The organism is Streptomyces sp. NPDC056527 (assembly GCF_042794475.1).
Lineage (GTDB): Bacteria > Actinomycetota > Actinomycetes > Streptomycetales > Streptomycetaceae > Streptomyces.
Window position 1 is genome coordinate 1 of sequence record NZ_JBHTTQ010000057.1, and the last position, 20,489, is coordinate 20,489.

Genomic DNA, 20,489 nt, shown 5'->3' on the forward strand with positions numbered 1-20,489 from the left:
GCCGCCGGGTCCACGACCGGGCGGCCTTCCTTCGTACGTACGGGGGTGCTTACCGCGAGCGCTTCGCGAGGCGCTCCACGTCCAGCAGGATCACGGCGCGGGCCTCCAGGCGCAGCCAGCCGCGCTGGGCGAAGTCCGCCAGGGCCTTGTTGACCGTCTCGCGGGAGGCGCCGACCAGCTGGGCCAGCTCCTCCTGGGTGAGGTCGTGGACGACGTGGATGCCCTCCTCGGACTGCACGCCGAAGCGGCGCGACAGGTCGAGGAGCGCGCGGGCGACACGGCCGGGCACGTCGGAGAAGACCAGGTCGGACATCTGGTCGTTGGTCTTGCGCAGTCGGCGGGCGACGGCGCGCAGCAGCGCGGTGGCCACCTCGGGGCGGGCGTTCAGCCAGGGCTGGAGGTCGCCGTGGCCCAGGCCCAGCAGCTTGACCTCGGTCAGCGCGGTCGCCGTGGCGGTGCGCGGGCCCGGGTCGAAGAGGGACAGCTCGCCGATCAGCTCGCCGGGGCCGAGGACCGCCAGCATGTTCTCCCGGCCGTCGGGCGAGGTGCGGTGGAGCTTCACCTTGCCCTCGGTCACCACGTACAGGCGGTCGCCGGGGTCGCCCTCGTGGAAGAGCGCGTCGCCACGGGCGAGCGTCGCTTCACTCATCGAGGCGCGCAGCTCCGCGGCCTGCTCGTCATCGAGCGCCGCAAAGAGCGGGGCGCGCCGCAGAACGTCGTCCACGAGTTCTCTCCTATGTCGACCTGCTCAGGGGACCTTGATCCCATGATGCCGGACGCACAAAACAGTGCGATCAATCACAACAAGTTTGACGTACCGAACCACTCCTCCGTACGTCAGGGCCCCGATTGGGTCGTGATCGGTCGTGCCCAGGGCGGATGTCGGTGGTGGCCCTTAGGCTGGCCGAGTGTCCAACTCGCCGGTGAGAGCGCAGGCCAAGGGGGCTGGAAGAGTGTCCGCCAAGGGTAATTCCGCTGTGGGCGAACAGGGTGCGCCGAAACGGGCGAAAGTGACAAAACGCCCAGTGAAGGCGACCTCCAAGGCCGCCTCGAAGACGGCGAAGCCCGCGGAGAAGGCCGCCGCGAAGACGACGAAAGCCGCCGCGAAGACGCCGAAGGCCGCCCCGAGAGCGGCGAAAGCGGAATCCCGGCTCGGCATGGTCCGTCGGGCCCGGAAGATCAACCGAGAGCTGGCCGAGGTCTTCCCGTACGCCCACCCCGAGCTGGACTTCCGGAACCCCTTCGAGCTGCTCGTCGCCACGGTCCTCTCCGCCCAGACCACCGACCTGCGGGTCAACCAGACCACCCCCGCGCTCTTCGCGGCGTACCCGACGCCCGAGGACCTGGCCGCCGCCGTCCCCGAGGAGGTCGAGGAGCTGATCCGGCCGACCGGCTTCTTCCGCGCCAAGACCAAGTCGATCATGGGCCTCGCCACGGCCCTCCGGGACGACTTCGGGGGCGAGGTCCCCGGCCGCCTCGACGACCTCGTGAAACTGCCCGGAGTGGGCCGCAAGACCGCCTTCGTCGTCCTCGGCAACGCCTTCGGCGTGCCGGGCATCACCGTCGACACCCACTTCATGCGCCTCGCCCGCCGCTGGAAGTGGACCGAGAGCGACGACCCGGTCAAGATCGAGGCGGAGGTGGCCGAGATCTTCCCGAAGAGCGAGTGGACCATGCTCTCGCACCGGGTGATCTTCCACGGCCGCCGGATCTGCCACGCCCGCAAGCCCGCCTGCGGCGCCTGCCCGATCGCCCCGCTCTGCCCGGCGTACGGAGAGGGCGAGACCGACCCGGAGAAGGCGCGGAAGCTCCTGAAGTACGAGAAGGGCGGCTTCCCCGGCCAGCGCCTCAATCCGCCCCCGGACTATCCGGGCCGCCCGGCCGCACCCGCCCCCGGCGTCGCCCCGGGAGCCGAGTGAGGCCAGCGGGTGGAGCGGTCCGAGCGGAGCCCGGGGCACCCAAGGATCCGATCCATGAGGGAACGAACCCACACACCGATCGCGTTGTGAACCACGGGGGTGCCTATGACGCGCACTGAAGAGACCGAAGCCCGCACCGGGGAGACGACCCACGGTGTCGGGACCGGCGGCCTGCTCAGCCGGGACGGCCTGCCGGACTGGCTCGCCCCCGTCGACCGCGCCGCGCGCGGAGTCCAGCCCGAGCAGCTCAGCCGCTTCCTGCCGCCCGCGAGCGGCGCCGGCCGTCAGTCCGCGGTCCTCATTCTCTTCGGCGAGGGCGAGCGCGGCCCCGAGCTGCTGCTCATGGAGCGCTCGGGCTCCCTGCGCTCGCACGCCGGCCAGCCCTCCTTCCCCGGTGGCGCCCTCGACCCCGAGGACGGCGCCCTGGCCGACGGCGGCCTCCTGCGGGCGGCGCTGCGCGAGGCCGAGGAGGAGACCGGGCTCGACCCCTCCGGCGTCCAGCTCTTCGGCGTGCTGCCCCAGCTCTACATCCCGGTCAGCGGCTTCGTCGTCACCCCCGTCCTCGGCTGGTGGCGCACCCCCACCCCGGTCGGTGTGGTCGACCCCGCCGAGACCGCCCGGGTCTTCACCGTCCCCGTGGCGGATCTCACGGACCCCTCCAACCGCGCGACGACCGTCCACCCCAGCGGCCACGAGGGCCCCGGGTTCCTGGTCGCATCCGCTCTGGTCTGGGGTTTTACCGCCGGAGTGATCGACCGGCTGCTCCACTACGCGGGCTGGGAGCGACCGTGGGACCGGACCAAGAAGGTCCCGCTCGACTGGCGCTCATGACAGGCTGACCTCCGGGCCGGGCGACCGAGGACGAATCTGCGAGGCTATTGACGGTGAACGTGCTGGACATCCTGCTGCTGCTCGCCGCCGTGTGGTTCGCGATCATCGGCTACCGCCAGGGTTTCGTGGTCGGCATCCTGTCGGTCATCGGCTTCCTCGGCGGCGGCCTCGTCGCCGTTCTGCTGCTCCCGGTCGTCTGGGACTGGCTGACGAACAAGTCCGAGGTCTCCACCACGGCGACGGTCGTCTTCGTGATCGTGGTGATCGTCTGCGCCTCGGTCGGCCAGGCCTTCACCACGCACCTCGGGAACAAGCTGCGCCGGCACATCACCTGGTCACCGGCGCGCGCCCTGGACGCCACCGGCGGCGCGCTGGTCAACGTCGTCGCGATGCTCCTGGTCGCCTGGCTGCTCGGCTCCATCATCGGCCAGACCTCGATGCCGACGGTGGGCAAGGAGGTGCGCGACTCCAAGGTGCTCCTCGGAGTCGAGCGGGTGATTCCCCATCAGGTGTCCAGCTGGTTCACGAACTTCACCTCCACCCTCGCCCAGAACGGCTTCCCGCAGGTCTTCAGCCCGTTCGCCAACGAGACCATCACGGAGGTCCGGCCCCCGGACCCGGCGCTCGCCGGCAGCCCGGTCGCGGCCCGCGCCCAGCGCTCCATCGTCAAGGTCGTCGGTACGGCGCCGAGCTGCGGCAAGGTCCTCGAAGGCACCGGATTCGTCTTCTCCGACCGCCGCGTGATGACCAACGCCCATGTCGTCGGAGGCGTCGACGAGCCGACGGTCCAGATCGGCGGCGAGGGCAAGCTGTACGACGCGAAGGTCGTCCTCTACGACTGGGCGCGCGACATCGCCGTCCTGGACGTCCCGGATCTCGACGCCGAGCCCCTGCAGTTCACCGAAGCGGACGCCCGCAGCGGCGACAACGCGATCGTCGCGGGCTTCCCCGAGAACGGCTCGTACGACGTGCGTTCGGCGCGCGTCCGGGGCCGCATCAACGCCAAGGGCCCGGACATCTACCACCGCGGCGAGGTCCGCAGGGATGTCTACTCCCTGTACGCGACGGTCCGTCAGGGCAACTCCGGAGGCCCGCTCCTGACCGCCGACGGCAAGGTCTCCGGCGTGATCTTCGCCCGCTCGCTCGACGACGCGAACACCGGCTACGCACTGACGGTCGACGAGATCCAGGACGACATCGTCCAGGGCCGCGCGGCCAACCAGCAGGTGGACAGCCAGGGGTGCGCGCTCTAGGCGCTCCAGCCGAACGGACGGTCGCGGTCAGTCCCGGGTATGCCTGAGCCTGGCCGAGACCCAGCGGGCCCGGCGGCGCAGGATGCGCGGGATCCCCATCCCCTGCACGGGATGCGAGCGTCCCTGCTCCTGCGGGCCACCCCTTTCGCGGGAGCTCGACCCAGCGGTCGAGCGGCGGTTGCGTGCTGTGTCACCGTAGTCGTGCGTCCAGCCCATACCCCGACGTCTGCCCGTGGCCCAAGGTCGGTAACCGCCCGGGGGCCCGCCAATTGGAGTATGTCTCGGGCACATGGCCGTTCGTGGAACGGGAGTCCGATCAGCGGTCGGGCTCGGGGTCCTTGAGCCAGTTGATGAGCTCCGTGGAGAACGCCACGGGGTCCTCCTCGTGCGGGAAGTGCCCCAGACCGTCGAAGAGTCGCCAGCGGTACGGCGCCTCCACGTACTCGCCGGAGCCCGCCGCGCTGCGCGTGCGCATCGCCGGGTCCATCGAGCCGTGAAGGTGCAAGGTGGGTACCCGCACCGGGCGCTTCATACGCCGGTTGAACTGGATTCCGTCCGGCCGTGCAAGGGAGCGCACCATCCACCGGTACGGCTCGATCGAGCAGTGCGCGGTCGACGGGATGCACATCGCCCGCCGGTACACCGCGATCGCGTCCTCGTCCGGCAGCCCGGGACCCGACCAGTCCTCGATGAGCTTCCCCACCAGGGCCCCCTCGTCCGCGACGAGCTGACGCTCCGGCAGCCACGGGCGCTGGAAGCCCCATACGTACGAACCGGCACGCGACTGCGAGAAGTCGGAGAGCATCGCCGACCGCCAGCGGCGGGGGTGCGGCATCGAGGAGACCGCGAGCCGGCGGACCAGCTTCGGCCGCATGACGGCCGCGGTCCAGGCGAGATAGCCGCCCAGGTCGTGGCCGACCAGCGCCGCGTCCGGCTCGCCGAGGGAGCGGACGACGCCGGTGATGTCGAGGGCCAGGTTGGCGGGGTCGTAACCCCGGGGCGTACGGTCGCTGCCGCCCACGCCCCGCAGGTCCATCGCCACGGCCCGGAAGCCCGCGTCGGCGAGAGCAGGCAGCTGATGGCGCCAGGTCCACCAGAACTGCGGGAAGCCGTGCAGCAGCAGCACGAGCGGCCCGTCGCCCATCTCGGCGATGTGGAAGCGCGCGCCATTGGCGGCCACGTCGCGATGGGTCCAGGGGCCGTCGATCCGTACGGGACTGCCGCTGCCGTTGCTGCTCTCAGGGACGGTCATGCAGACGAGCGTCCCACAGCGGCGGCCTTGTCCTGGACCGCGGCCGGAAGAGCCGGCCGAACGGGGCGGGGGTGCGGCTTGGCGTTCTGGAGCACCGCGGCGGTCTGCTTGGCCGAGGCGATGGACTTCTCCGGCGGCTTGACCTTCTTGAACTTGGCGTACGCGAGCAGCCCGAGCAGCCCCGCCAGCAGCACGTTCGCCGCGAAGGAGAGCAGGAAGCACCAGGCCAGGTTCCAGCCGCCCTCGCCGTTGTGGCCGCCGGTCCAGGTGTTGATGCCGTAGGCGAGCGCGAAGCTCAGCATCGGCAGCGAGAACAGGAGCACCGTCGCCGCCGCCACGCCGGCCGCGCCACCGATGGCGCCGCGCTTGACGTCCTGTCGGATCTCCGCCTTGGCCAGGGCGATCTCGTCGTGCACCAGCGCGGACATCTCGGCGGTCGCCGAGGCGACCAGCTGACCGAGGCTGCGCTCGGTTCCGTTGACCGGGTCGCTCATCGCTGCTCCCTCTTCTCTTCTACGGTCCGACCTCAGATCATGCCGGACTGTCGCCGCCATCGCGCGATGCCCCCGCCAGTTGGGCGCGCTTGCGGTGCTCCGCGGCCTTCTTCTCGTAGATCTCGGCCATCCGAAGGTGGTATTCCGGATTGTCCTGCTCGTACACGTCGGGGATGCCGTCCTCGTCCTCGTCGCGTTCCTCGTCCGCCAGCAGGGCCTGGTACGTCCGTACCCGCAGCTTGAGCAGGACGGTCGCGAGCACGGCCGCGATCCCCGAGCCGATCAGGACGGCCGTCTTGACCTCGCCGGTCAGGGCCGCGTCGCCCTCGAAGGCCAGCTCGGCGATGAGCAACGAGACGGTGAAGCCGATGCCGGCGAGCGAGGCGACGGCGAAGACGTCACCCCAGGCCAGGTCCTTGTTGAGCTCCGCCCTGGTGAAGCGGGCGGCCAGCCAGGTGCCGCCGAAGATGCCGATCGTCTTGCCGACGACCAGGCCGAGCACGACACCGAGGGTGATCGGCTGGGTGAAGACCGCGCCGATCGCCCCGCCGGTGACGCTGACACCGGCCGAGAACAGCGCGAAGAGGGGGACGGCGATCCCGGCGGAGAACGGCCGGACCAGGTGCTCGATGTGCTCGCCGGGCGAGTGCTCCTCGCCCTCGCGCCTGGTGCAGCGCAGCATCAGGCCCATCGCGACGCCCGCGATCGTGGCGTGGACACCGCTGTTGTACATCAGGCCCCAGATCACCAGGGCGAGCGGGACGTAGACGTACCAGCCGCGGACACCCGTGCGCAGGAGCAGCCAGAAGACGGCGAGGCCGGCGACGGCGCCGCCGAGCGCGGCGAAGTTCAGGTCGCTGGTGAAGAAGATCGCGATGATCAGGATCGCCAAGAGGTCGTCGACGACGGCGAGCGTGAGCAGGAAGGCCCGGAGCGCGGAGGGCAGCGAGGTGCCGATGACGGCGAGGACCGCGAGGGCGAAGGCGATGTCCGTCGCGGTCGGCACGGCCCAGCCGTCCATCGAGCCGCCGCCGATGGCATTGGTCAGGGCGTAGACGAGCGCGGGCACGGCCATGCCGCAGATCGCGGCGATCACGGGGAGCGCGGCGGCCTTGGGGTCGCGCAGTTCGCCCGCGACGAGCTCGCGCTTGAGCTCGATGCCGGCGACGAAGAAGAAGACCGCGAGGAGGCCGTCGGCCGCCCAGTGCTGGATGGAGAGGTCGAGCCCGAGGGCGGCGGGGCCTATGTGGAAGTCCCGTACGGTCGCGTAGCTGTCGCTGAGGGGCGTGTTCGCCCAGACGAGGGCGACGACGGCGGCCACCAGCAGGAGCACACCACCGACGGTCTCGGCGCGCAGGGCGTCGGCGACGTACTGCCGCTCGGGCAGTGACAGGCGTCCGAGGAAGGTCCGGCGGGTGGGGGTGGGCGCGGGCACGGTGTGCGACCTCCGGTCGGTTTGGGCAGGGCGAAGCACATGCCGACCAGACTTCCCGGCGCACCTAGGCTTTTCTGTCGCGTCTCTGACGCGGTCTTTACTTTACCTAACAAGCTGGGAATGTGTCCGGTGATCGTCACTTTAGGTGGGTATGAACGAAGGCGCCCACCCCAGATGACCTGGAGTGGGCGCCCGAACGAGCCGTGAAGTGTCAGTCCTCGCTGGAGGCCGCGGGCAGCTTCGTCTGGATGAGGTCCATGACGGACGAGTCCGTCAGCGTGGTGACGTCTCCCAGCTCCCGGTTCTCCGCCACGTCCCGCAGCAGTCGCCGCATGATCTTCCCGGACCGCGTCTTCGGCAGCTCCGCCACCGGCAGCACGCGCTTCGGCTTCGCGATCGGGCCGAGCGTCGTGCCGACGTGGTTGCGCAGCTCCGCGACGAGCCCCTCGTCCTCGCTGGCCGTACCCCGCAGGATCACGAAGGCGACGATCGCCTGGCCGGTCGTCTCGTCGGCCGCGCCGACCACCGCCGCCTCGGCGACGGCCGGGTGCGAGACGAGGGCGGACTCGACCTCGGTGGTGGAGATGTTGTGGCCGGAGACGAGCATGACGTCGTCGACCCGGCCGAGCAGCCAGATGTCGCCGTCCTCGTCCTTCTTCGCGCCGTCGCCGGCGAAGTACTTGCCCTCGAAGCGCGACCAGTACGTGTCGAGGAACCGCTGGTCGTCACCCCAGATGGTGCGCAGCATCGACGGCCACGGCTCGGTCAGGACCAGGTAGCCGCCGCCCCCGTTCGGCACCTCGTTCGCCTCGTCGTCGACGACGGTGGCGGAGATGCCCGGGAGCGCGCGCTGGGCCGAGCCCGGCTTGGTCTCGGTGACGCCCGGCAGCGGCGAGATCATCATCGCGCCGGTCTCGGTCTGCCACCAGGTGTCCACGATCGGGGTCCGGCCGGCGCCGATGTGCTCGCGGTACCAGATCCACGCCTCGGGGTTGATCGGCTCGCCGACCGAGCCGAGGACCCGCAGCGACGACAGGTCGAACTTCGCGGGGATGTCGTCGCCCCACTTCATGAACGTGCGGATCGCGGTCGGCGCCGTGTAGAGGATCGTGACGCCGTACTTCTGGACGATCTCCCAGAAGCGGCCCTGGTGCGGGGTGTCCGGGGTGCCCTCGTACATGACCTGCGTCGCGCCGTTGGCCAGCGGTCCGTAGGTGATGTACGAGTGGCCCGTCACCCAGCCGATGTCGGCGGTGCACCAGTAGACGTCGGTCTCGGGCTTGAGGTCGAAGACGGCGTTGTGGGTGTAGGCCGCCTGGGTGAGGTAGCCGCCGGAGGTGTGCAGGATGCCCTTGGGCTTACCCGTCGTACCGGAGGTGTACAGGATGAAGAGCGGGTGCTCGGCCTCGAACGCCTCGGGGGCGTGCTCGGCGGACTGGCCGGCGACGACGTCGTGCCACCACACGTCCCGGCCCTCGGTCCACGCGACGTCCTGGCCCGTGCGGCGTACGACGAGGACCTTGCTCACCCGGTCGACGCGGCCGAGGGCCTCGTCCACGGCGGGCTTGAGGGCGCTGGGCTTGCCGCGGCGGTAACCGCCGTCGGCGGTGATCACCAGCTTGGCGTCGGCGTCCTCGATGCGGGTGGCGATGGCGTCGGCGGAGAAGCCGCCGAAGACCACGGAGTGCGCGGCGCCGATGCGGGCGCAGGCCAGCATCGAGACGACGGCCTCGGGGATCATCGGGAGGTAGATCGCCACCCGGTCGCCCTTGGTGACGCCCAGCTCGGTCAGGGCGTTGGCGGCCCGGGAGACCTCGTCCTTGAGCTCGGCGTAGGTGATGGCGCGGCTGTCGCCGGGCTCTCCCTCGAAGTGGATGGCGACCCGGTCGCCGTTCCCGGCCTCGACGTGCCGGTCGACGCAGTTGTACGCCACGTTGAGCGTGCCGTCGGCGAACCACTTGGCGAACGGCGGGTTCGACCAGTCGAGGGTCTCGGTCGGCTCGGTGGCCCAGGTGAGCCGCTTCGCCTGCTCGGCCCAGAAGCCAAGCCTGTCCGCCTCGGCCTGCTCGTACGCCTCCGCCGTCACGTTGGCGTGCGCGGCCAGCTCGGCCGGTGGCGCGAACCTCCGCTCTTCCTTGAGCAGGTTGGCCAGGCTTTCGTTGCTCACGACATCTCCCTTTCCCAGGGCGTCCCATGTGCCTATGTATCCCGTGTCATAGCTCATCAGTCAGATGCCCGGGTGACAAGAGTCTCCAGGGAATTGGTTTAGACCTGTGAGTGACGGGCGTGCGGTGGCCCCTCCCTCCCGAGCGGTGGGAAGAAGGGGCCACACAGTCTCACGGACGCACGGACGGGAAGGTTCAGGACGCGCGGGCTTCCGCCCGCTCCGCGATCATGGTCGGCGGGACCTGGTCGAAGACGTCGTCGTAGCGGTGCTGCTCGTCCGGTCCGGCCAGCAGATACGCCTGGGCCTCACCCACGTGGAAGTACATCCCGTGCAGCGTGAGCGTCCCGTCGGCGAGCCGCCGCGCCACCGAGTCGTACGACCGCAGATGCTCCAACTGCTGGACCACGTTGGTCAGACAGAGCTGCTCGACCGCGTCCGCCGGCAGCCTCCCGGAGATCCGCGCCCAGGCGTGTCTGCGACTCGCCATCCGCTCCAGACTGGGCAGTCCGTGCCGCAGCCAGCGCCGCAACGGAGTCGGCGGATCGTCGGGCGTGCTGCCGAGCAGGGCCTGCATCGCGCCGCAGCCGGAGTGCCCGCAGACGGTGATCGACTGCACCCGCAGGATCTCCACCGCGTACTCGATCGCCGCCGCCACCGAGTCGTCCCCGTACTCCACGCCGGGCAGCGGAACGAGATTGCCCACGTTCCGTACGGTGAAGAGGTCGCCCGGGCCGCTGGAAGTGATCATGCTGGTCACGAGGCGGGAGTCGGCGCAGGTGAGGAAGAGCTGGGAAGGGCTCTGGCCCTCGCGCGCGAGGCGCGCCAGCTCGTCGCGCACCAGCGGCGCCGTGTTGCGCTGGAACTTCCCGATGCCGCTAGCCAGCTGATGCCCGGTCGCGCGGCGCTTCTCGTCGGCCGGCGGGTGCTGGCCGCAGTGATGGTTGCGCCAGGGCGTCCAGGGACGGCAGCAGGCGTGGGACTCGGAGGTCGGTTCGGTGATCCGGGCGCCGGAGGGGCCGGTGATCTCCACCGTGCCACCGTGCCGCACATAGCCCGTCTGCCAGTCGTGCAACGTCTCGTACGCGGCGTGGTCCATGAAGGATCCGTCCAGTTCGACGACCACTCGGCCTCCCGGGGGTAGTTGGTGCAGGGCCCGGCTCAGCCGGGGTACGGCGAGGAAGGTCAACTGTCCGCGGACGCGCACCAGGTGGCGGCCGACGTGCTCCTCGCGGGTGATGCGGGTCTTTGCGAGGCGGTGCATCGCCACCGCGACGGCCACCGCGATCCCGAGCGCGACGCCCTCCAGGATGCCGACGAGCACGACACCGCTCAGTGTCACCGCGTACACGAGGACCTCGCGGTGCCGGGTGACGCTGCGGATGTGGGTGATGCTCACCATCTGGAAGCCGACCACCATCACGAGCGCGGCGAGCGCGGCCAGCGGAATCAGGTCGAGGGCGGGAACGAGGAACAGCGCGGCCAGCACGATCCACAGGCCGTGCAGCATCGTGGAGTTCCGGCTCACGGCGCCCGCGGAGACATTGGCGACGCTGCGCACCGCGACGCCCGCCACCGGCAGCCCGCCGAGCGCGCCGGAGACGACGTTGGCCGCTCCCTGGCCCGCCAGTTCCCGGTCGAGACGGGAGCGGGGCACGCTGAACCCGTGGTCGGCGCGGGCGGCCACCAGCTTGTCGACGGCGACGGCGGAGAGCAGCGACTGCACGCTGGTGACCAGCGTGATGGTGAGGACGCCGGCCGCGATGCCGAGGACCGGTCCTTCCGGCAGCCCGGGCAGGGCGTGGCTGCTCCAGGAGGGCAGGTCGACGCGGGGGACGGCGAGCCCGGCGAGCGCCGCGAGGGCGGTCGCCGCGGCCACGGCGACGAGCGCCCCGGGGATCCTCCGTACGAACCGGCCGGCGCGCCCGGGCAGCCGGGGCCAGAGCAGCAGGACGGCGACCGTCAGGGCGCTGATCAACAGTGCGGCCGGATGGAGGTGGGCCATCTGGGCGGGCAGCCCGAGGACGTTGTCCACGGCGGAGCTCTGCGGGGTCCCGCCGAGGACGATGTGGATCTGGGCGAGCGCGATGGTCACACCGATGCCGGCGAGCATCCCGTGCACGATCGCGGGGGAGACCGCGAGGGCGGAGCGGGCCACTCGCAGGGCGGCGAGGCCGAGTTGGGCGAATCCGGCGAGGACGGTGATGGCGCAGGTGGTGCGCCATCCGTACCGCTGGATCAGCTCGGCGGTGACCACCGTGAGGCCCGCGGCGGGGCCGCTGACCTGGAGTGGCGCCCCGCCGATCCGGCCGGCGACGATGCCGCCGACGGCGGCGGCCACGAGGCCGGCCTGGAGCGGGGCTCCGGTGGCGAGCGCGATGCCGAGGGAGAGCGGCAGCGCGATCAGGAAGACGGAGATCGATGCGGACACGTCGACGCCCGCGATAGGGAAGTGGCGCCCGCCGGGGGGCGGGCTGTGCGGTCGGTGGGTGGGCGTACGGCGGATGGGTGTGAATACGGTCATTGGTTCCCGTCTCCTCCGGGGCGGCGCGGTCGCGGCTCGTGCGGGACGAACGTGGGCTCGCGGCCGTGGGTCACGGCATGCAGCGGCGGGATTCCGAGTGCGGATCCTCATCGCGAGTATCAACACTCAGTAAACGGACCGTAATGCAGAGTAAAGACTGCGGCACTATTTTCGGGGCAAACGGGGCAATGATTCACCGGTTCCGGTGATTAGTCATCAGAGTTCAGCTTGTCGTTTCATCTTTCCGGCGGTCGTGGTGCGACGTTGACGCCGCTCGCATCGAACCCGAGGAGAGGTGGGCGGATGACAGCCGCCGGGAGAAGGACCACTGCCCGCACCAGGACGCTCGCCGTCGGCGCTCTCGCCGCCGCGATGATCACAGGACTCGCCGGTTGCTCGGACTCGGGCAAGCCGGCTTCGAGTCAGGGCGCGCCGGGGGCGAAGGAACGTCCCGCCGCGGCCCCGCAGAACGCGGTGCGCATGATCGGCGACGGCTCCACCGCCTTCACCGGCATCCAGCCGAACCAGCCGGTCTGGAAGAGGCTGAAGCCGGGCGAACAGCCCCCGCAGTTCGTGGTCTTCTCGTGGGACGGCGCGGGCGAGGACAGCCAGAAGCTCTTCTCCCACTTCCGTGAGGTGGGCAAGAAGTACGACGCGACGATGACGTACTTCCTCAGTGGCGTCTATCTGCTGCCCGAGGAGAAGCGCGAGCTCTACGACCCGCCGCAGCACAACGCCGGCAGCTCGGAGATCGGCTTCAACGACACCGAGGGCATCCGCGCCACGGTCCGCGAACTGCGCGGCGCCTGGCAGGAGGGCAACGAGGTCGGCACGCACTTCAACGGCCACTTCTGCGGGCCGGAGGCCGGTGTCGGCAAATGGTCCGTCGAGGACTGGAAGAGCGAGATCCGGCAGGCCAAGTCCTTCGTGAAGAACTGGAAGACGAACGCCGGACTGACCGCCGAGCAGCCGCTCCCCTTCGACTACGACAAGGAGCTGGTCGGCGCCCGCACCCCGTGCCTGGAGGGCCGCGAGAACTTCGTCAAGGCCGCGTCCGAGCTGGGCTTCCGCTACGACACCAGCGGCGTCAACGACCAGATCTGGCCCGAGAAGGACCACGGTCTGTGGGACCTGTCGATGCACCTGGTCCCGGTGCCCGGCCGCGCGTTCCAGACGCTCTCCATGGACTACAACTTCATGGTCAACCAGTCGGGTGCCAAGACCCAGGGCGACCCGTCCATGCACGAGTACTGGGGCGACCAGATGCGTGACGGCCTCGTGCAGGCGTTCAACCGGTCGTACCACGGCAACCGGGCTCCGGTGATCATCGGCAACCACTTCGAGTCCTGGAACGGCGGCACGTACATGCGCGCCGTCGAGGAGACCATCGCCACGGTCTGCGTCCAGAAGGACGTGAAGTGCGTGTCCTTCCGTCAGCTCGCGGACTGGCTGGACGCCCAGGACCCGGCGGTGATCGCGAAGATGCGGACCCTGAAGGTCGGCGAGGCCCCGAAGGGCGGCTGGGAGACCTTCCTGGCCTCCCGCCCCCTGACGTCGTCCTCGCCGGCGCTCAAGCAGCTCGAACGCCCCTGACGCCTGCGACGGCCGGCCGCGCTGTCGGTGCCTCGGCTGGGCCGGGGTACGGGCAGCGCTTCGGCCTCGGCTGGGCCGGGGTATGGGCAGCGCTTCGGCCTCAGCTGGGCTGGGGTACGGCGTATCGCTCGTCGAGTACGAAGTCGGGGTCGACCTGCGCCGCCAGGTCGGCCCCGGTCTTCGCGTTGCCCCAGCTCTCCGCGTTGCGCAGGTGGAAGTGGACCATCTGGCGCGTGTAGCGCGCCCAGTCGCGGTGGGCGTACGAGTCGTCCGCCGCGTTCTGGAGGGCCTGCAGCGCCATCCGGTTGTCCGCCTCCAGGAGTTCGAAGCGGGACGGGCGGCCCTTCTCCATCCCCCGGACCCAGTCCGAGTGGCCGACCGTCACCAGCAGGTCGTCGCCCACCTCGGCGCGCAGGAAGTCCACGTCGTCCCGCCCCTGCACCTTGTTGCCGACGACCTTGAGCGCGACGCCGAAGTCCCGTGCGTACTCCTTGTACTGGCGGTAGACGGAGACGCCCTTACGGGTCGGCTCGGCGACCAGAAACGTCATGTCGAAGCGCGTGAACATCCCGGAGGCGAAGGAGTCCGAGCCCGCCGTCATGTCGACGACGACGTACTCGTCCTCCCCGTCGACCAGGTGGTTCAGGCACAGTTCCACCGCGCCGACCTTGGAGTGGTAGCAGGACACCCCCAGATCCGACTCGGTGAACGGCCCCGTCGCCATCAGCCGGATGTCGCCGTCGTCGAGTCGCACGGTCCGGGCGCACGCCTCGTACACGGGGTTGTCCTCGCGGACCCGCAGCAGCCGCGAACCCTCCCCGGGCGGAGTCGTCTTGATCATCGTGTCGGCGGAGGCGATCCGCGGGTTGGAGCCCCGCAGGTACTCCTTGATCAGCGGCAGGTGCGCGCCCATCGCGGGCAGCGACGCCGCCTCGGTCTCGTCGAGACCCAGCGCGGCCCCGAGATGCTGGTTGATGTCGGCGTCCACCGCGACGACGGGGGCTTCATTGGCGGCGAGGTGGCGGATGAAGAGCGAGGACAGCGTGGTCTTCCCGCTGCCGCCCTTCCCTACGAAAGCGATCTTCATGTTCACCTAGCGTAGTGCCATGATCGCGGCGTGTGGTCAAGGTGCGTGAAGAAGACCACTCCAACGTGGGGCGGTGGCCGCGGGCGCGTAGCCTCCCTACTTATGAGTACGCATGCCTCTGACCCGCTGGCCGCCCTCGGTTCCCTGCCGGGGGTCGCCGATTCGGTGGACTCCGTACGCAAGGCCGTCGACCGGGTCTACGGGCACCGCGTGATGCGGCGCCGCAGCAACGAGATCACCTCCGAGGCGGCCCTGCGCGGCGCGCGGGGTTCGGCGGCGCTCTCCGGCGCCGACTGGGCTCTGGAGGAGGTCCGCCGGCGGACCGACTTCGGCGGGGACGCCGAGGCGCGGACGGTCGGCGCGGCCCTGCGGCTGGGCGCCGAGTCCGGTCAGTTGCTCTCCATCTGGCGTCAGTCGCCGCTGCGGGTGCTGGCCCGGCTGCATCTGGTCGCGGTGGGCGACACCGCCGACTTCGGGGACTCCGTCGGCAGGCCCCGGCAGGCCGGCGAGACGGTCGACGAGCCGCTGATCGAGGCGCCGTTGCCGGACCCGGCCGAGGTCGCGGGCCGGCTCGACGGGCTCTCGGAACTGATCATCGCGGGTGGTTCGGCCCCGGCTCTGGTGACGGCGGCCGTGGTGCACGGCGAACTGCTGGCGCTGCGGCCGTTCACCTCGTACAACGGGCTGATCGCGCGGGCCGCCGAGCGGATCGTGCTGATCGGCAGCGGGCTCGACCCGAAGGCCATCTGCCCGGCCGAGGTCGGCCACGCCGAGCAGGGGCGTGCCGCGTACGTCGCGGCGTTCGACGGGTATGTGTCCGGGACTCCGGAGGGCATGGCCGCCTGGATCGCCCACTGCGGGCGGGCGGTGGAGCTGGGTGTCCGGGAGTCGACGGCGGTGTGTGAGGCGCTCCAGCGCGGCGCCGCGTAGCCGTCTCGGCGTCAGAGGGCTTCGGCGTCAGGGGTCTCGGTGCCGGGGTCTCTCAGGGGCCCTCGATGGTCTCGTGGGACCTCGGGAATCCTCCCTGAACAGGGTTGCGGCGGTACCAGTCCTGGTACCGCCGCTGGCACGTCTGCCGAGTTACCAAGCGTCCTCGATATGTGCCCATCAGGCGGGGAACTTTGCCCGTCGCCTGGTGCGGCTGGCCCGTAATCGACGGGTCGACGTCGCGTGGGTGCTCAGCTTCTGTGCGTGGTCCGTGGGGCCTTCTTGCTCAACAGGTGATCCTCTCGGATGTCCTAGGTCTCGCGGGCCTGATTCCTTTCTACTCCTGTCGGATGGGATGCGAAAGTCCTGGCTGCACTTATTTACTTTCGTATCAAATCCGGGCAAAGCGATCGGCAAGGGCGGCCTGACGTCGACGGTTGGCGTACCAGACGAGTCCGGCGGTCGCGGCGGCCGCGCCGACGGCGGCCGCCGCCACGAGCGCGGGGCGCGGCGGCATCCGGAACGCGGGCAGCCGCTGCTTGAGGCGGACCGGCTTCTCGAAGGCCAGGATCGGCCAGTCCCGGGTGGTGGCCTCGCGGCGCAGCGTCCGGTCGGGGTTCACCGCGTAGGGGTGGCCCACGGCCTCCAGCATCGGTACGTCGGTCGCCGAGTCGCTGTACGCGTAGCAGCGCGAGAGGTCGTAGCCCTCCGACTCCGCCAGCTCCCGGACCGCCTCCGCCTTGGTGGGTCCATAGGCGTAGTACTCCACCTCACCGGTGAAGCAGCCGTCGTCGCCGACGACCATCCGGGTGGCGACGACGCGGTCGGCGCCCAGCATCTCGCCGATCGGCTCCACCACCTCGGCGCCCGAGGTCGAGACGATCACGACGTCCCGGCCGGCGGCGTGGTGCTCCTCGATGAGCGAGGCCGCCTCGTCGTAGATGATCGGATCGATCAGCTCGTGCAGGGTCTCGGCGACAAGTTCCTTGACCTGTGCGACGTTCCAGCCTTTGCAGAGCGCGGAAAGATATTCGCGCATCCGCTCCATCTGATCGTGGTCGGCGCCGCCCACGAGGAAGACGAACTGGATGTAGGCAGTCCGTAGGACGGCGCGGCGGTTGATCAGTCCGCCTTGGTAGAAGGACTTGCTGAAGGTCAGCGTCGACGACTTCGCAATGACCGTCTTGTCCAGGTCAAAGAAGGCGGCTGTGCGCGGCAACGAGTGGTTTTCCACGAGGCGAGCATAGGTGCCCGCCATTCGGCGTACGCTCGGGCGTGTGGGTTTGCCTGAGAAGGCTCTCGGGTACACCATGGAAGTCACGGATCGTTCGCGACCGTGCTAACCCGGTCCGGCTCCTCCCCCCCCGAGTCGGCCGGAGAGACGACCCCCGCTCTCCCCCCCGGCGGGGGTCGTCGCATGTCCGGACGCGTTTTCGCCTCTCGGATCCTCAACTCTCCCCCTCCCGTCGGCCGTGTGGCCGCCGCCGCGTGAAGCCTTCGTTTCGTCACTCAGCGTAGTTGCGGGGCTGCTCTCCGGGCATCCCCGGTATGGGGCACCGGGATATTCACAACCGGTGAGTTATCCACAGTTTTTGAGCAAGATCCACAAGATTTCCGGGATGGCGCCACGGTGATTCCCGCCGCGAACTCCGCGGTCGGAAGGAATCACCGATCTCGTCCGTGCGACCGGCGCGGACGGGATCACACGGACAGGGGGCGTCTGCTGTGGCGGGAATGTCGACTTTCAGAACTCTGGGCGGTTCCAGGGCCGCGAGGTCCGTCGGCCCATCCGGAACGCCGGACGGGGAGAGGGCCGGCGGAGGGCGCCGGGCCGGACCGTTGATCGTGACCGAGGACCTGGTGCTGCTCGACGACCTGTTGCGGCTCTGCGCCGCGGCGGGAGCCGAGCCCGAGGTGCACCACACGGTGCCGGAACACCGCGCGGGCTGGGCCGACGCCCCGCTCGTCCTCGTCGGCGACGACGCGGCGGCGCGCTGCCACGGGGCCGTGCGCAGGCCGGGCGTGGTCCTCGTCGGCCGGGGCGCCGAGGGCCGTGAGGACCCCGAAGTGTGGCGGCGGGCCGTCGAGATCGGCGCCGACTGCGTGCTGCGGCTGCCGGACGCGGAGAGCTGGCTCGTCGACCGGATCGCCGACGCGGCAGAGGGCGCCGGGAAGCAGGCGCTGACCGTGGGCGTCATCGGTGGACGCGGCGGCGCCGGTGCCTCGACGCTGGCCTGCGCCCTCGCGCTGGCCGCCGCAAGGACCGGCCGGCGCACCCTGCTCGTGGACGGTGACCCGCTCGGCGGCGGACTCGACGTCCTGCTCGGCGGCGAGCGGGCCGAAGGCAGACGATGGCCCGACTTCGCCGCCTCCAAGGGACGGGTGGCCGGCGGCGCCCTGGAGGAGTCGCTGCCCTCGGTGCGCGGGCTCCGCGTACTCAGCTGGGACCGGGGCGACTCGGTTCTCGTACCGCCCGAGGCGATGCGCTCGGTGCTGGCGGCGGCGCGCAGGCGCGGCGGGATCGTGGTGGTGGACCTGCCCCGCCGGGTCGACGCGGCGGTGACCGAGGCGCTGGCACAGCTGGACCTCGGGCTTCTCGTCGTCCCCGGCGAGTTGCGGGCGGTCGCGGCGGCGCAGCGGGTCGCCACCCACGCGGGCCTTGTGGTGCGCGATCTGCGGGCGGTGGTGCGCGGTCCGTACGCTCCCGGACTCGACGAGCAGTGGGTCGCGGACGCGCTGCGACTGCCGCTCGCCGGAGAACTGCCGCACGATCCCGGACTCCTGGCCGCCCTGGACGGCGGCGCACCGCCGGGCGGCGAGGCGCGGGGACCGCTCGGTCGTTTCTGCGCGGAGTTCTGGGCTCGCGCACTGACCCCGGACGAGGCGTCATGAGCACCGCGGCGGCCATCGGTGGTGCGGGCGGCGGTGCGGGGCTGCTGGAGGCCGTGCGGCAGCGGCTCGCCGAAAGCGGTGCCGAGCCGACGCCCGCACGGGTCGCGGCGGCGCTGCGGGCCCAGGGGCGGCTGCTCGGAGACGCGGAAGTCCTGGGCGCGGCCGAGGCGTTGAGGTGCGAGCTGGTCGGCACAGGCCCGCTGGAGCCTCTGCTCGCCGATCCCGCCGTCACCGATGTGCTCGTCTCCGCGCCCGACCGGGTCTGGGTCGACCGGGGCGCCGGTCTCGAACTCACCGAGGTCCGCTTCGCGGACGCGCCGTCCGTACGCCGACTGGCGCAGCGGCTCGCGGCGGTGGCCGGCAGGCGCCTGGACGACGCCCGGCCCTGGGTGGACGCACGCCTGCCCGACGGGACCCGGATGCACGCCGTACTGCCACCAGTGGCGGTCGGCTCGACCTGTCTGTCGCTGCGGGTGGTGCGGCCGCGCGCCTTCTCCGTGGGGGAGTTGACCGCGGCGGGCACGGTCCCGCCGGGCGGGGAGCGCATCCTGCGGGCGCTGATCGAGGCCCGGGTCTCCTATCTGATCTCCGGCGGCACGGGTTCGGGAAAGACGACGCTCCTGTCCACGCTTCTCGGCCTCGTCGGCGAGGCGGAGCGGATCGTCCTGGCCGAGGACTCGGCCGAACTGCGGCCCGACCACCCGCATGTGGTGCGCCTGGAGGCCCGCCCGGCGAACCAGGAGGGCGCCGGTCTGGTCACCCTGCGGGACCTGGTCCGGCAGGCGCTGCGGATGCGGCCCGACCGACTGGTGGTCGGCGAGGTCCGGGGCGGGGAGGCCGTCGATCTGCTGGCAGCCCTCAACACGGGCCATGAGGGCGGCTCGGGAACTCTCCACGCCAACACGGCGGCCGACGTGCCGGCCCGCCTCGAAGCGCTCGGGACGGCCGCCGGCCTCGACCGGGCGGCGCTGCACAGCCAGTTGGGCGCCGGACTGTCGGCGGTGCTGCATCTCGTACGGGACCGGGAGGGGCGACGGCGGATCGCCGAGTTCCACGTCCTCGAAAGGGACCGGGAGGGGCTTGTGGTGACCGTGCCCGCGCTGCGCTGGGGAGCGGCCGGGTTCGAGCGGGACCGGGGCTGGGGGCGGCTGAGGTCGCTGATCGGGGGCGAGTGGTGAGCGCGGAGCAGTGGGGGCTGGTGCAGGGCGCGGCCGCGCTGTGCGCGGGGGCGGCGATCTGGAGGCTCGTCGAGCGGGAGCGGGGGTTGCGCAGGGCGCGGGTGCTGCTGGCCGACGGGGGTGCTCCGGGGGCTCTGGGAGCCCTGGAGACTCCGGGGGTTCCCGGGCTTGGGCGCGTGTCGATCCGGGCTGTGGGCGAGCGGTGGTGGGCCGTGGTGCGGGCGCGGCGGGCCTGGCTGTGTCTGCCCGTCGCCGTGATGGTCGCGCTCCTCGGGGAGTCGCCGCTGCCGTTGGCCGCGGGGGCGCTCGCGGTGCCGCTGGTGGGGCGCAGGCTGCGCGCGGCGGCGCTCCGCAAGGAGCGGGCGGCGCGGTCCGAAGCGGTCGTGGCCCTGTGCGGTGCGGTCGCGGGGGAGCTGAGAGCCGGCCGGCAGCCCGCGCAGGCGCTGCGCTTCGCGGTCGGCGCGACCGAGGCGCTCGGGCCGGGGGAGGAGGCGGAGGTGCTCGCGGCGGCCCGGTTCGGCGGGGACGTGGCCGGGGCGCTGCGGCGGGCGGCCGGACAGGACGGTGCCGACGGTCTCGCCGGCCTGGCGGCCTGCTGGCAGGTCGCGGTGGACGGGGGTGCCGGGCTGGCCGCGGGGCTCGACCGGCTGGAGGCCGCGCTCCGGGAGCACCGGGACCAGCGGGAGCGGCTCAAGGCGCAACTGGCCGGGGCCTGGGCGACGGTGACCGTCCTCGCGGTGCTCCCGGCGGTGGGGCTCCTGCTCGGCACGGCGCTGGGCGCGAGGCCGCTGCACGTGCTGCTGCACACGCCGGTGGGGCTCGGGTGTCTGGCCGTCGGCTGCGCTCTGGAAGGCGCCGGCCTGTGGTGGGCGGCGCGGATCGTGAGAGGCGGGGAGCGGGCGTGAGCGGACCGACCGCAGCGACGGGACTCACGGTGCTG

Annotated in this window: 17 protein-coding genes; 8 read left to right on the forward strand and 9 right to left on the reverse strand. The window is 71.3% G+C overall.

Going from position 1 to position 20,489, the window contains the following annotated elements; genetic code table 11:
* Nucleotides 1-49 precede the first annotated feature (49 nt).
* The gene (locus ACFQ7Q_RS24410; RefSeq protein ID WP_015034542.1) at nucleotides 50-724 is read right to left on the reverse strand and encodes a Crp/Fnr family transcriptional regulator; all 675 of its coding nucleotides are present in this window, start codon (nucleotides 722-724) and stop codon (nucleotides 50-52) included.
* Nucleotides 725-908: 184 nt separating this feature from the next.
* Between ACFQ7Q_RS24410 and nth the strand changes: the two genes are divergently transcribed.
* From nth to ACFQ7Q_RS24425, 3 genes are all read left to right on the forward strand, one after another.
* The gene (gene nth / locus ACFQ7Q_RS24415; RefSeq protein WP_383558726.1) at nucleotides 909-1,919 is read left to right on the forward strand and encodes an endonuclease III; all 1,011 of its coding nucleotides are present in this window, start codon (nucleotides 909-911) and stop codon (nucleotides 1,917-1,919) included.
* A gap of 105 nt (nucleotides 1,920-2,024) precedes the next feature.
* Nucleotides 2,025-2,750: an NUDIX hydrolase gene (locus ACFQ7Q_RS24420; RefSeq protein ID WP_383558728.1), complete on the forward strand. Its 726-nt coding sequence runs from the start codon at nucleotides 2,025-2,027 to the stop codon at nucleotides 2,748-2,750.
* A 53-nt stretch (nucleotides 2,751-2,803) separates the two neighbouring features.
* Complete coding sequence (locus ACFQ7Q_RS24425) at nucleotides 2,804-4,003, forward strand: MarP family serine protease (protein WP_383558730.1); 1,200 nt, start codon at nucleotides 2,804-2,806, stop codon at nucleotides 4,001-4,003.
* Nucleotides 4,004-4,030: 27 nt separating this feature from the next.
* Here ACFQ7Q_RS24425 and ACFQ7Q_RS24430 read toward each other — a convergent pair whose 3' ends face one another.
* The 6 genes from ACFQ7Q_RS24430 to ACFQ7Q_RS24455 all read right to left on the reverse strand — a co-directional run bounded on the left by ACFQ7Q_RS24430 (nucleotide 4,031) and on the right by ACFQ7Q_RS24455 (nucleotide 11,872).
* Nucleotides 4,031-4,219, reverse strand: coding sequence for a hypothetical protein (locus ACFQ7Q_RS24430; RefSeq protein WP_329118948.1), 189 nt, complete (start codon nucleotides 4,217-4,219; stop codon nucleotides 4,031-4,033).
* Nucleotides 4,220-4,319: 100 nt separating this feature from the next.
* Complete coding sequence (locus ACFQ7Q_RS24435; RefSeq protein ID WP_383558732.1) at nucleotides 4,320-5,255, reverse strand: alpha/beta fold hydrolase; 936 nt, start codon at nucleotides 5,253-5,255, stop codon at nucleotides 4,320-4,322.
* The gene (locus ACFQ7Q_RS24440) at nucleotides 5,252-5,749 is read right to left on the reverse strand and encodes a phage holin family protein (RefSeq protein ID WP_383558733.1); all 498 of its coding nucleotides are present in this window, start codon (nucleotides 5,747-5,749) and stop codon (nucleotides 5,252-5,254) included. Before ACFQ7Q_RS24440 ends, ACFQ7Q_RS24435 begins: the two co-directional genes overlap by 4 nt.
* 37 nt (nucleotides 5,750-5,786) lie before the next feature.
* Nucleotides 5,787-7,184 (reverse strand): Na+/H+ antiporter NhaA, encoded by a 1,398-nt coding sequence (gene nhaA, locus ACFQ7Q_RS24445; RefSeq protein WP_383558735.1) that lies wholly within the window; start codon nucleotides 7,182-7,184, stop codon nucleotides 5,787-5,789.
* Nucleotides 7,185-7,395: 211 nt separating this feature from the next.
* Nucleotides 7,396-9,408 carry an acetate--CoA ligase gene (acs, locus tag ACFQ7Q_RS24450; protein ID WP_383558737.1) on the reverse strand — a complete coding sequence of 671 codons (2,013 nt, stop codon included), beginning with the start codon at nucleotides 9,406-9,408 and terminating at the stop codon, nucleotides 7,396-7,398.
* Nucleotides 9,409-9,544: 136 nt separating this feature from the next.
* Nucleotides 9,545-11,872, reverse strand: coding sequence for a bifunctional SulP family inorganic anion transporter/carbonic anhydrase (locus tag ACFQ7Q_RS24455; RefSeq protein ID WP_383558738.1), 2,328 nt, complete (start codon nucleotides 11,870-11,872; stop codon nucleotides 9,545-9,547).
* Nucleotides 11,873-12,175: 303 nt separating this feature from the next.
* Here ACFQ7Q_RS24455 and ACFQ7Q_RS24460 point away from each other — a divergent pair, with 303 nt between their 5' ends.
* Nucleotides 12,176-13,465, forward strand: a complete 1,290-nt coding sequence (locus ACFQ7Q_RS24460; RefSeq protein WP_383558740.1) for a hypothetical protein — start codon at nucleotides 12,176-12,178, stop codon at nucleotides 13,463-13,465.
* 100 nt (nucleotides 13,466-13,565) lie between these two features.
* On the opposite strand, the gene ACFQ7Q_RS24465 is transcribed toward ACFQ7Q_RS24460, so the two are convergent.
* A complete protein-coding gene (locus ACFQ7Q_RS24465; protein WP_383558742.1) occupies nucleotides 13,566-14,552 on the reverse strand; it encodes an ATP-binding protein in 987 nt (328 codons plus the stop codon).
* A gap of 102 nt (nucleotides 14,553-14,654) precedes the next feature.
* Between ACFQ7Q_RS24465 and ACFQ7Q_RS24470 the strand changes: the two genes are divergently transcribed.
* Nucleotides 14,655-15,482, forward strand: a complete 828-nt coding sequence (locus ACFQ7Q_RS24470; protein ID WP_383558744.1) for an oxidoreductase — start codon at nucleotides 14,655-14,657, stop codon at nucleotides 15,480-15,482.
* Nucleotides 15,483-15,870: 388 nt separating this feature from the next.
* Here the strand turns inward: ACFQ7Q_RS24470 and ACFQ7Q_RS24475 are convergent, their stop codons facing one another.
* On the reverse strand, nucleotides 15,871-16,737 hold the full coding sequence (locus ACFQ7Q_RS24475) for an HAD family hydrolase (protein WP_383558746.1): 867 nt from the start codon (nucleotides 16,735-16,737) through the stop codon (nucleotides 15,871-15,873).
* Between the two features lie 476 nt (nucleotides 16,738-17,213).
* Between ACFQ7Q_RS24475 and ssd the strand changes: the two genes are divergently transcribed.
* The 3 genes from ssd to ACFQ7Q_RS24490 are packed head-to-tail and all read left to right on the forward strand — an operon-like array spanning nucleotide 17,214 to nucleotide 20,454.
* Nucleotides 17,214-18,371 carry a septum site-determining protein Ssd gene (ssd, locus tag ACFQ7Q_RS24480; RefSeq protein ID WP_383558747.1) on the forward strand — a complete coding sequence of 386 codons (1,158 nt, stop codon included), beginning with the start codon at nucleotides 17,214-17,216 and terminating at the stop codon, nucleotides 18,369-18,371.
* Nucleotides 18,368-19,549 carry a TadA family conjugal transfer-associated ATPase gene (locus ACFQ7Q_RS24485; RefSeq protein WP_383558749.1) on the forward strand — a complete coding sequence of 394 codons (1,182 nt, stop codon included), beginning with the start codon at nucleotides 18,368-18,370 and terminating at the stop codon, nucleotides 19,547-19,549. The genes ssd and ACFQ7Q_RS24485 overlap by 4 nt, the downstream gene beginning before the upstream one ends.
* Nucleotides 19,546-20,454: a type II secretion system F family protein gene (locus ACFQ7Q_RS24490; RefSeq protein WP_383558750.1), complete on the forward strand. Its 909-nt coding sequence runs from the start codon at nucleotides 19,546-19,548 to the stop codon at nucleotides 20,452-20,454. The genes ACFQ7Q_RS24485 and ACFQ7Q_RS24490 overlap by 4 nt, the downstream gene beginning before the upstream one ends.
* Nucleotides 20,455-20,489 lie beyond the last annotated feature (35 nt).

Bases quoted from the DNA above. Each gene is read 5' to 3' on its own strand.
- ACFQ7Q_RS24420 (WP_383558728.1), top strand. From the start codon at position 2,025: ATGACGCGCACTGAAGAGACCGAAGCCCGCACCGGGGAGACGACCCAC.
- ACFQ7Q_RS24430 (WP_329118948.1), bottom strand. From the start codon at position 4,219: ATGGGCTGGACGCACGACTACGGTGACACAGCACGCAACCGCCGCTCG.
- ACFQ7Q_RS24435 (WP_383558732.1), bottom strand. From the start codon at position 5,255: ATGACCGTCCCTGAGAGCAGCAACGGCAGCGGCAGTCCCGTACGGATC.
- ACFQ7Q_RS24440 (WP_383558733.1), bottom strand. From the start codon at position 5,749: ATGAGCGACCCGGTCAACGGAACCGAGCGCAGCCTCGGTCAGCTGGTC.
- acs (WP_383558737.1), bottom strand. From the start codon at position 9,408: ATGAGCTATGACACGGGATACATAGGCACATGGGACGCCCTGGGAAAG.
- ACFQ7Q_RS24455 (WP_383558738.1), bottom strand. From the start codon at position 11,872: ATGACCGTATTCACACCCATCCGCCGTACGCCCACCCACCGACCGCAC.
- ACFQ7Q_RS24460 (WP_383558740.1), top strand. From the start codon at position 12,176: ATGACAGCCGCCGGGAGAAGGACCACTGCCCGCACCAGGACGCTCGCC.
- ACFQ7Q_RS24465 (WP_383558742.1), bottom strand. From the start codon at position 14,552: ATGAAGATCGCTTTCGTAGGGAAGGGCGGCAGCGGGAAGACCACGCTG.
- ACFQ7Q_RS24470 (WP_383558744.1), top strand. From the start codon at position 14,655: ATGAGTACGCATGCCTCTGACCCGCTGGCCGCCCTCGGTTCCCTGCCG.
- ACFQ7Q_RS24475 (WP_383558746.1), bottom strand. From the start codon at position 16,737: ATGGCGGGCACCTATGCTCGCCTCGTGGAAAACCACTCGTTGCCGCGC.
- ssd (WP_383558747.1), top strand. From the start codon at position 17,214: ATGTCGACTTTCAGAACTCTGGGCGGTTCCAGGGCCGCGAGGTCCGTC.
- ACFQ7Q_RS24485 (WP_383558749.1), top strand. From the start codon at position 18,368: ATGAGCACCGCGGCGGCCATCGGTGGTGCGGGCGGCGGTGCGGGGCTG.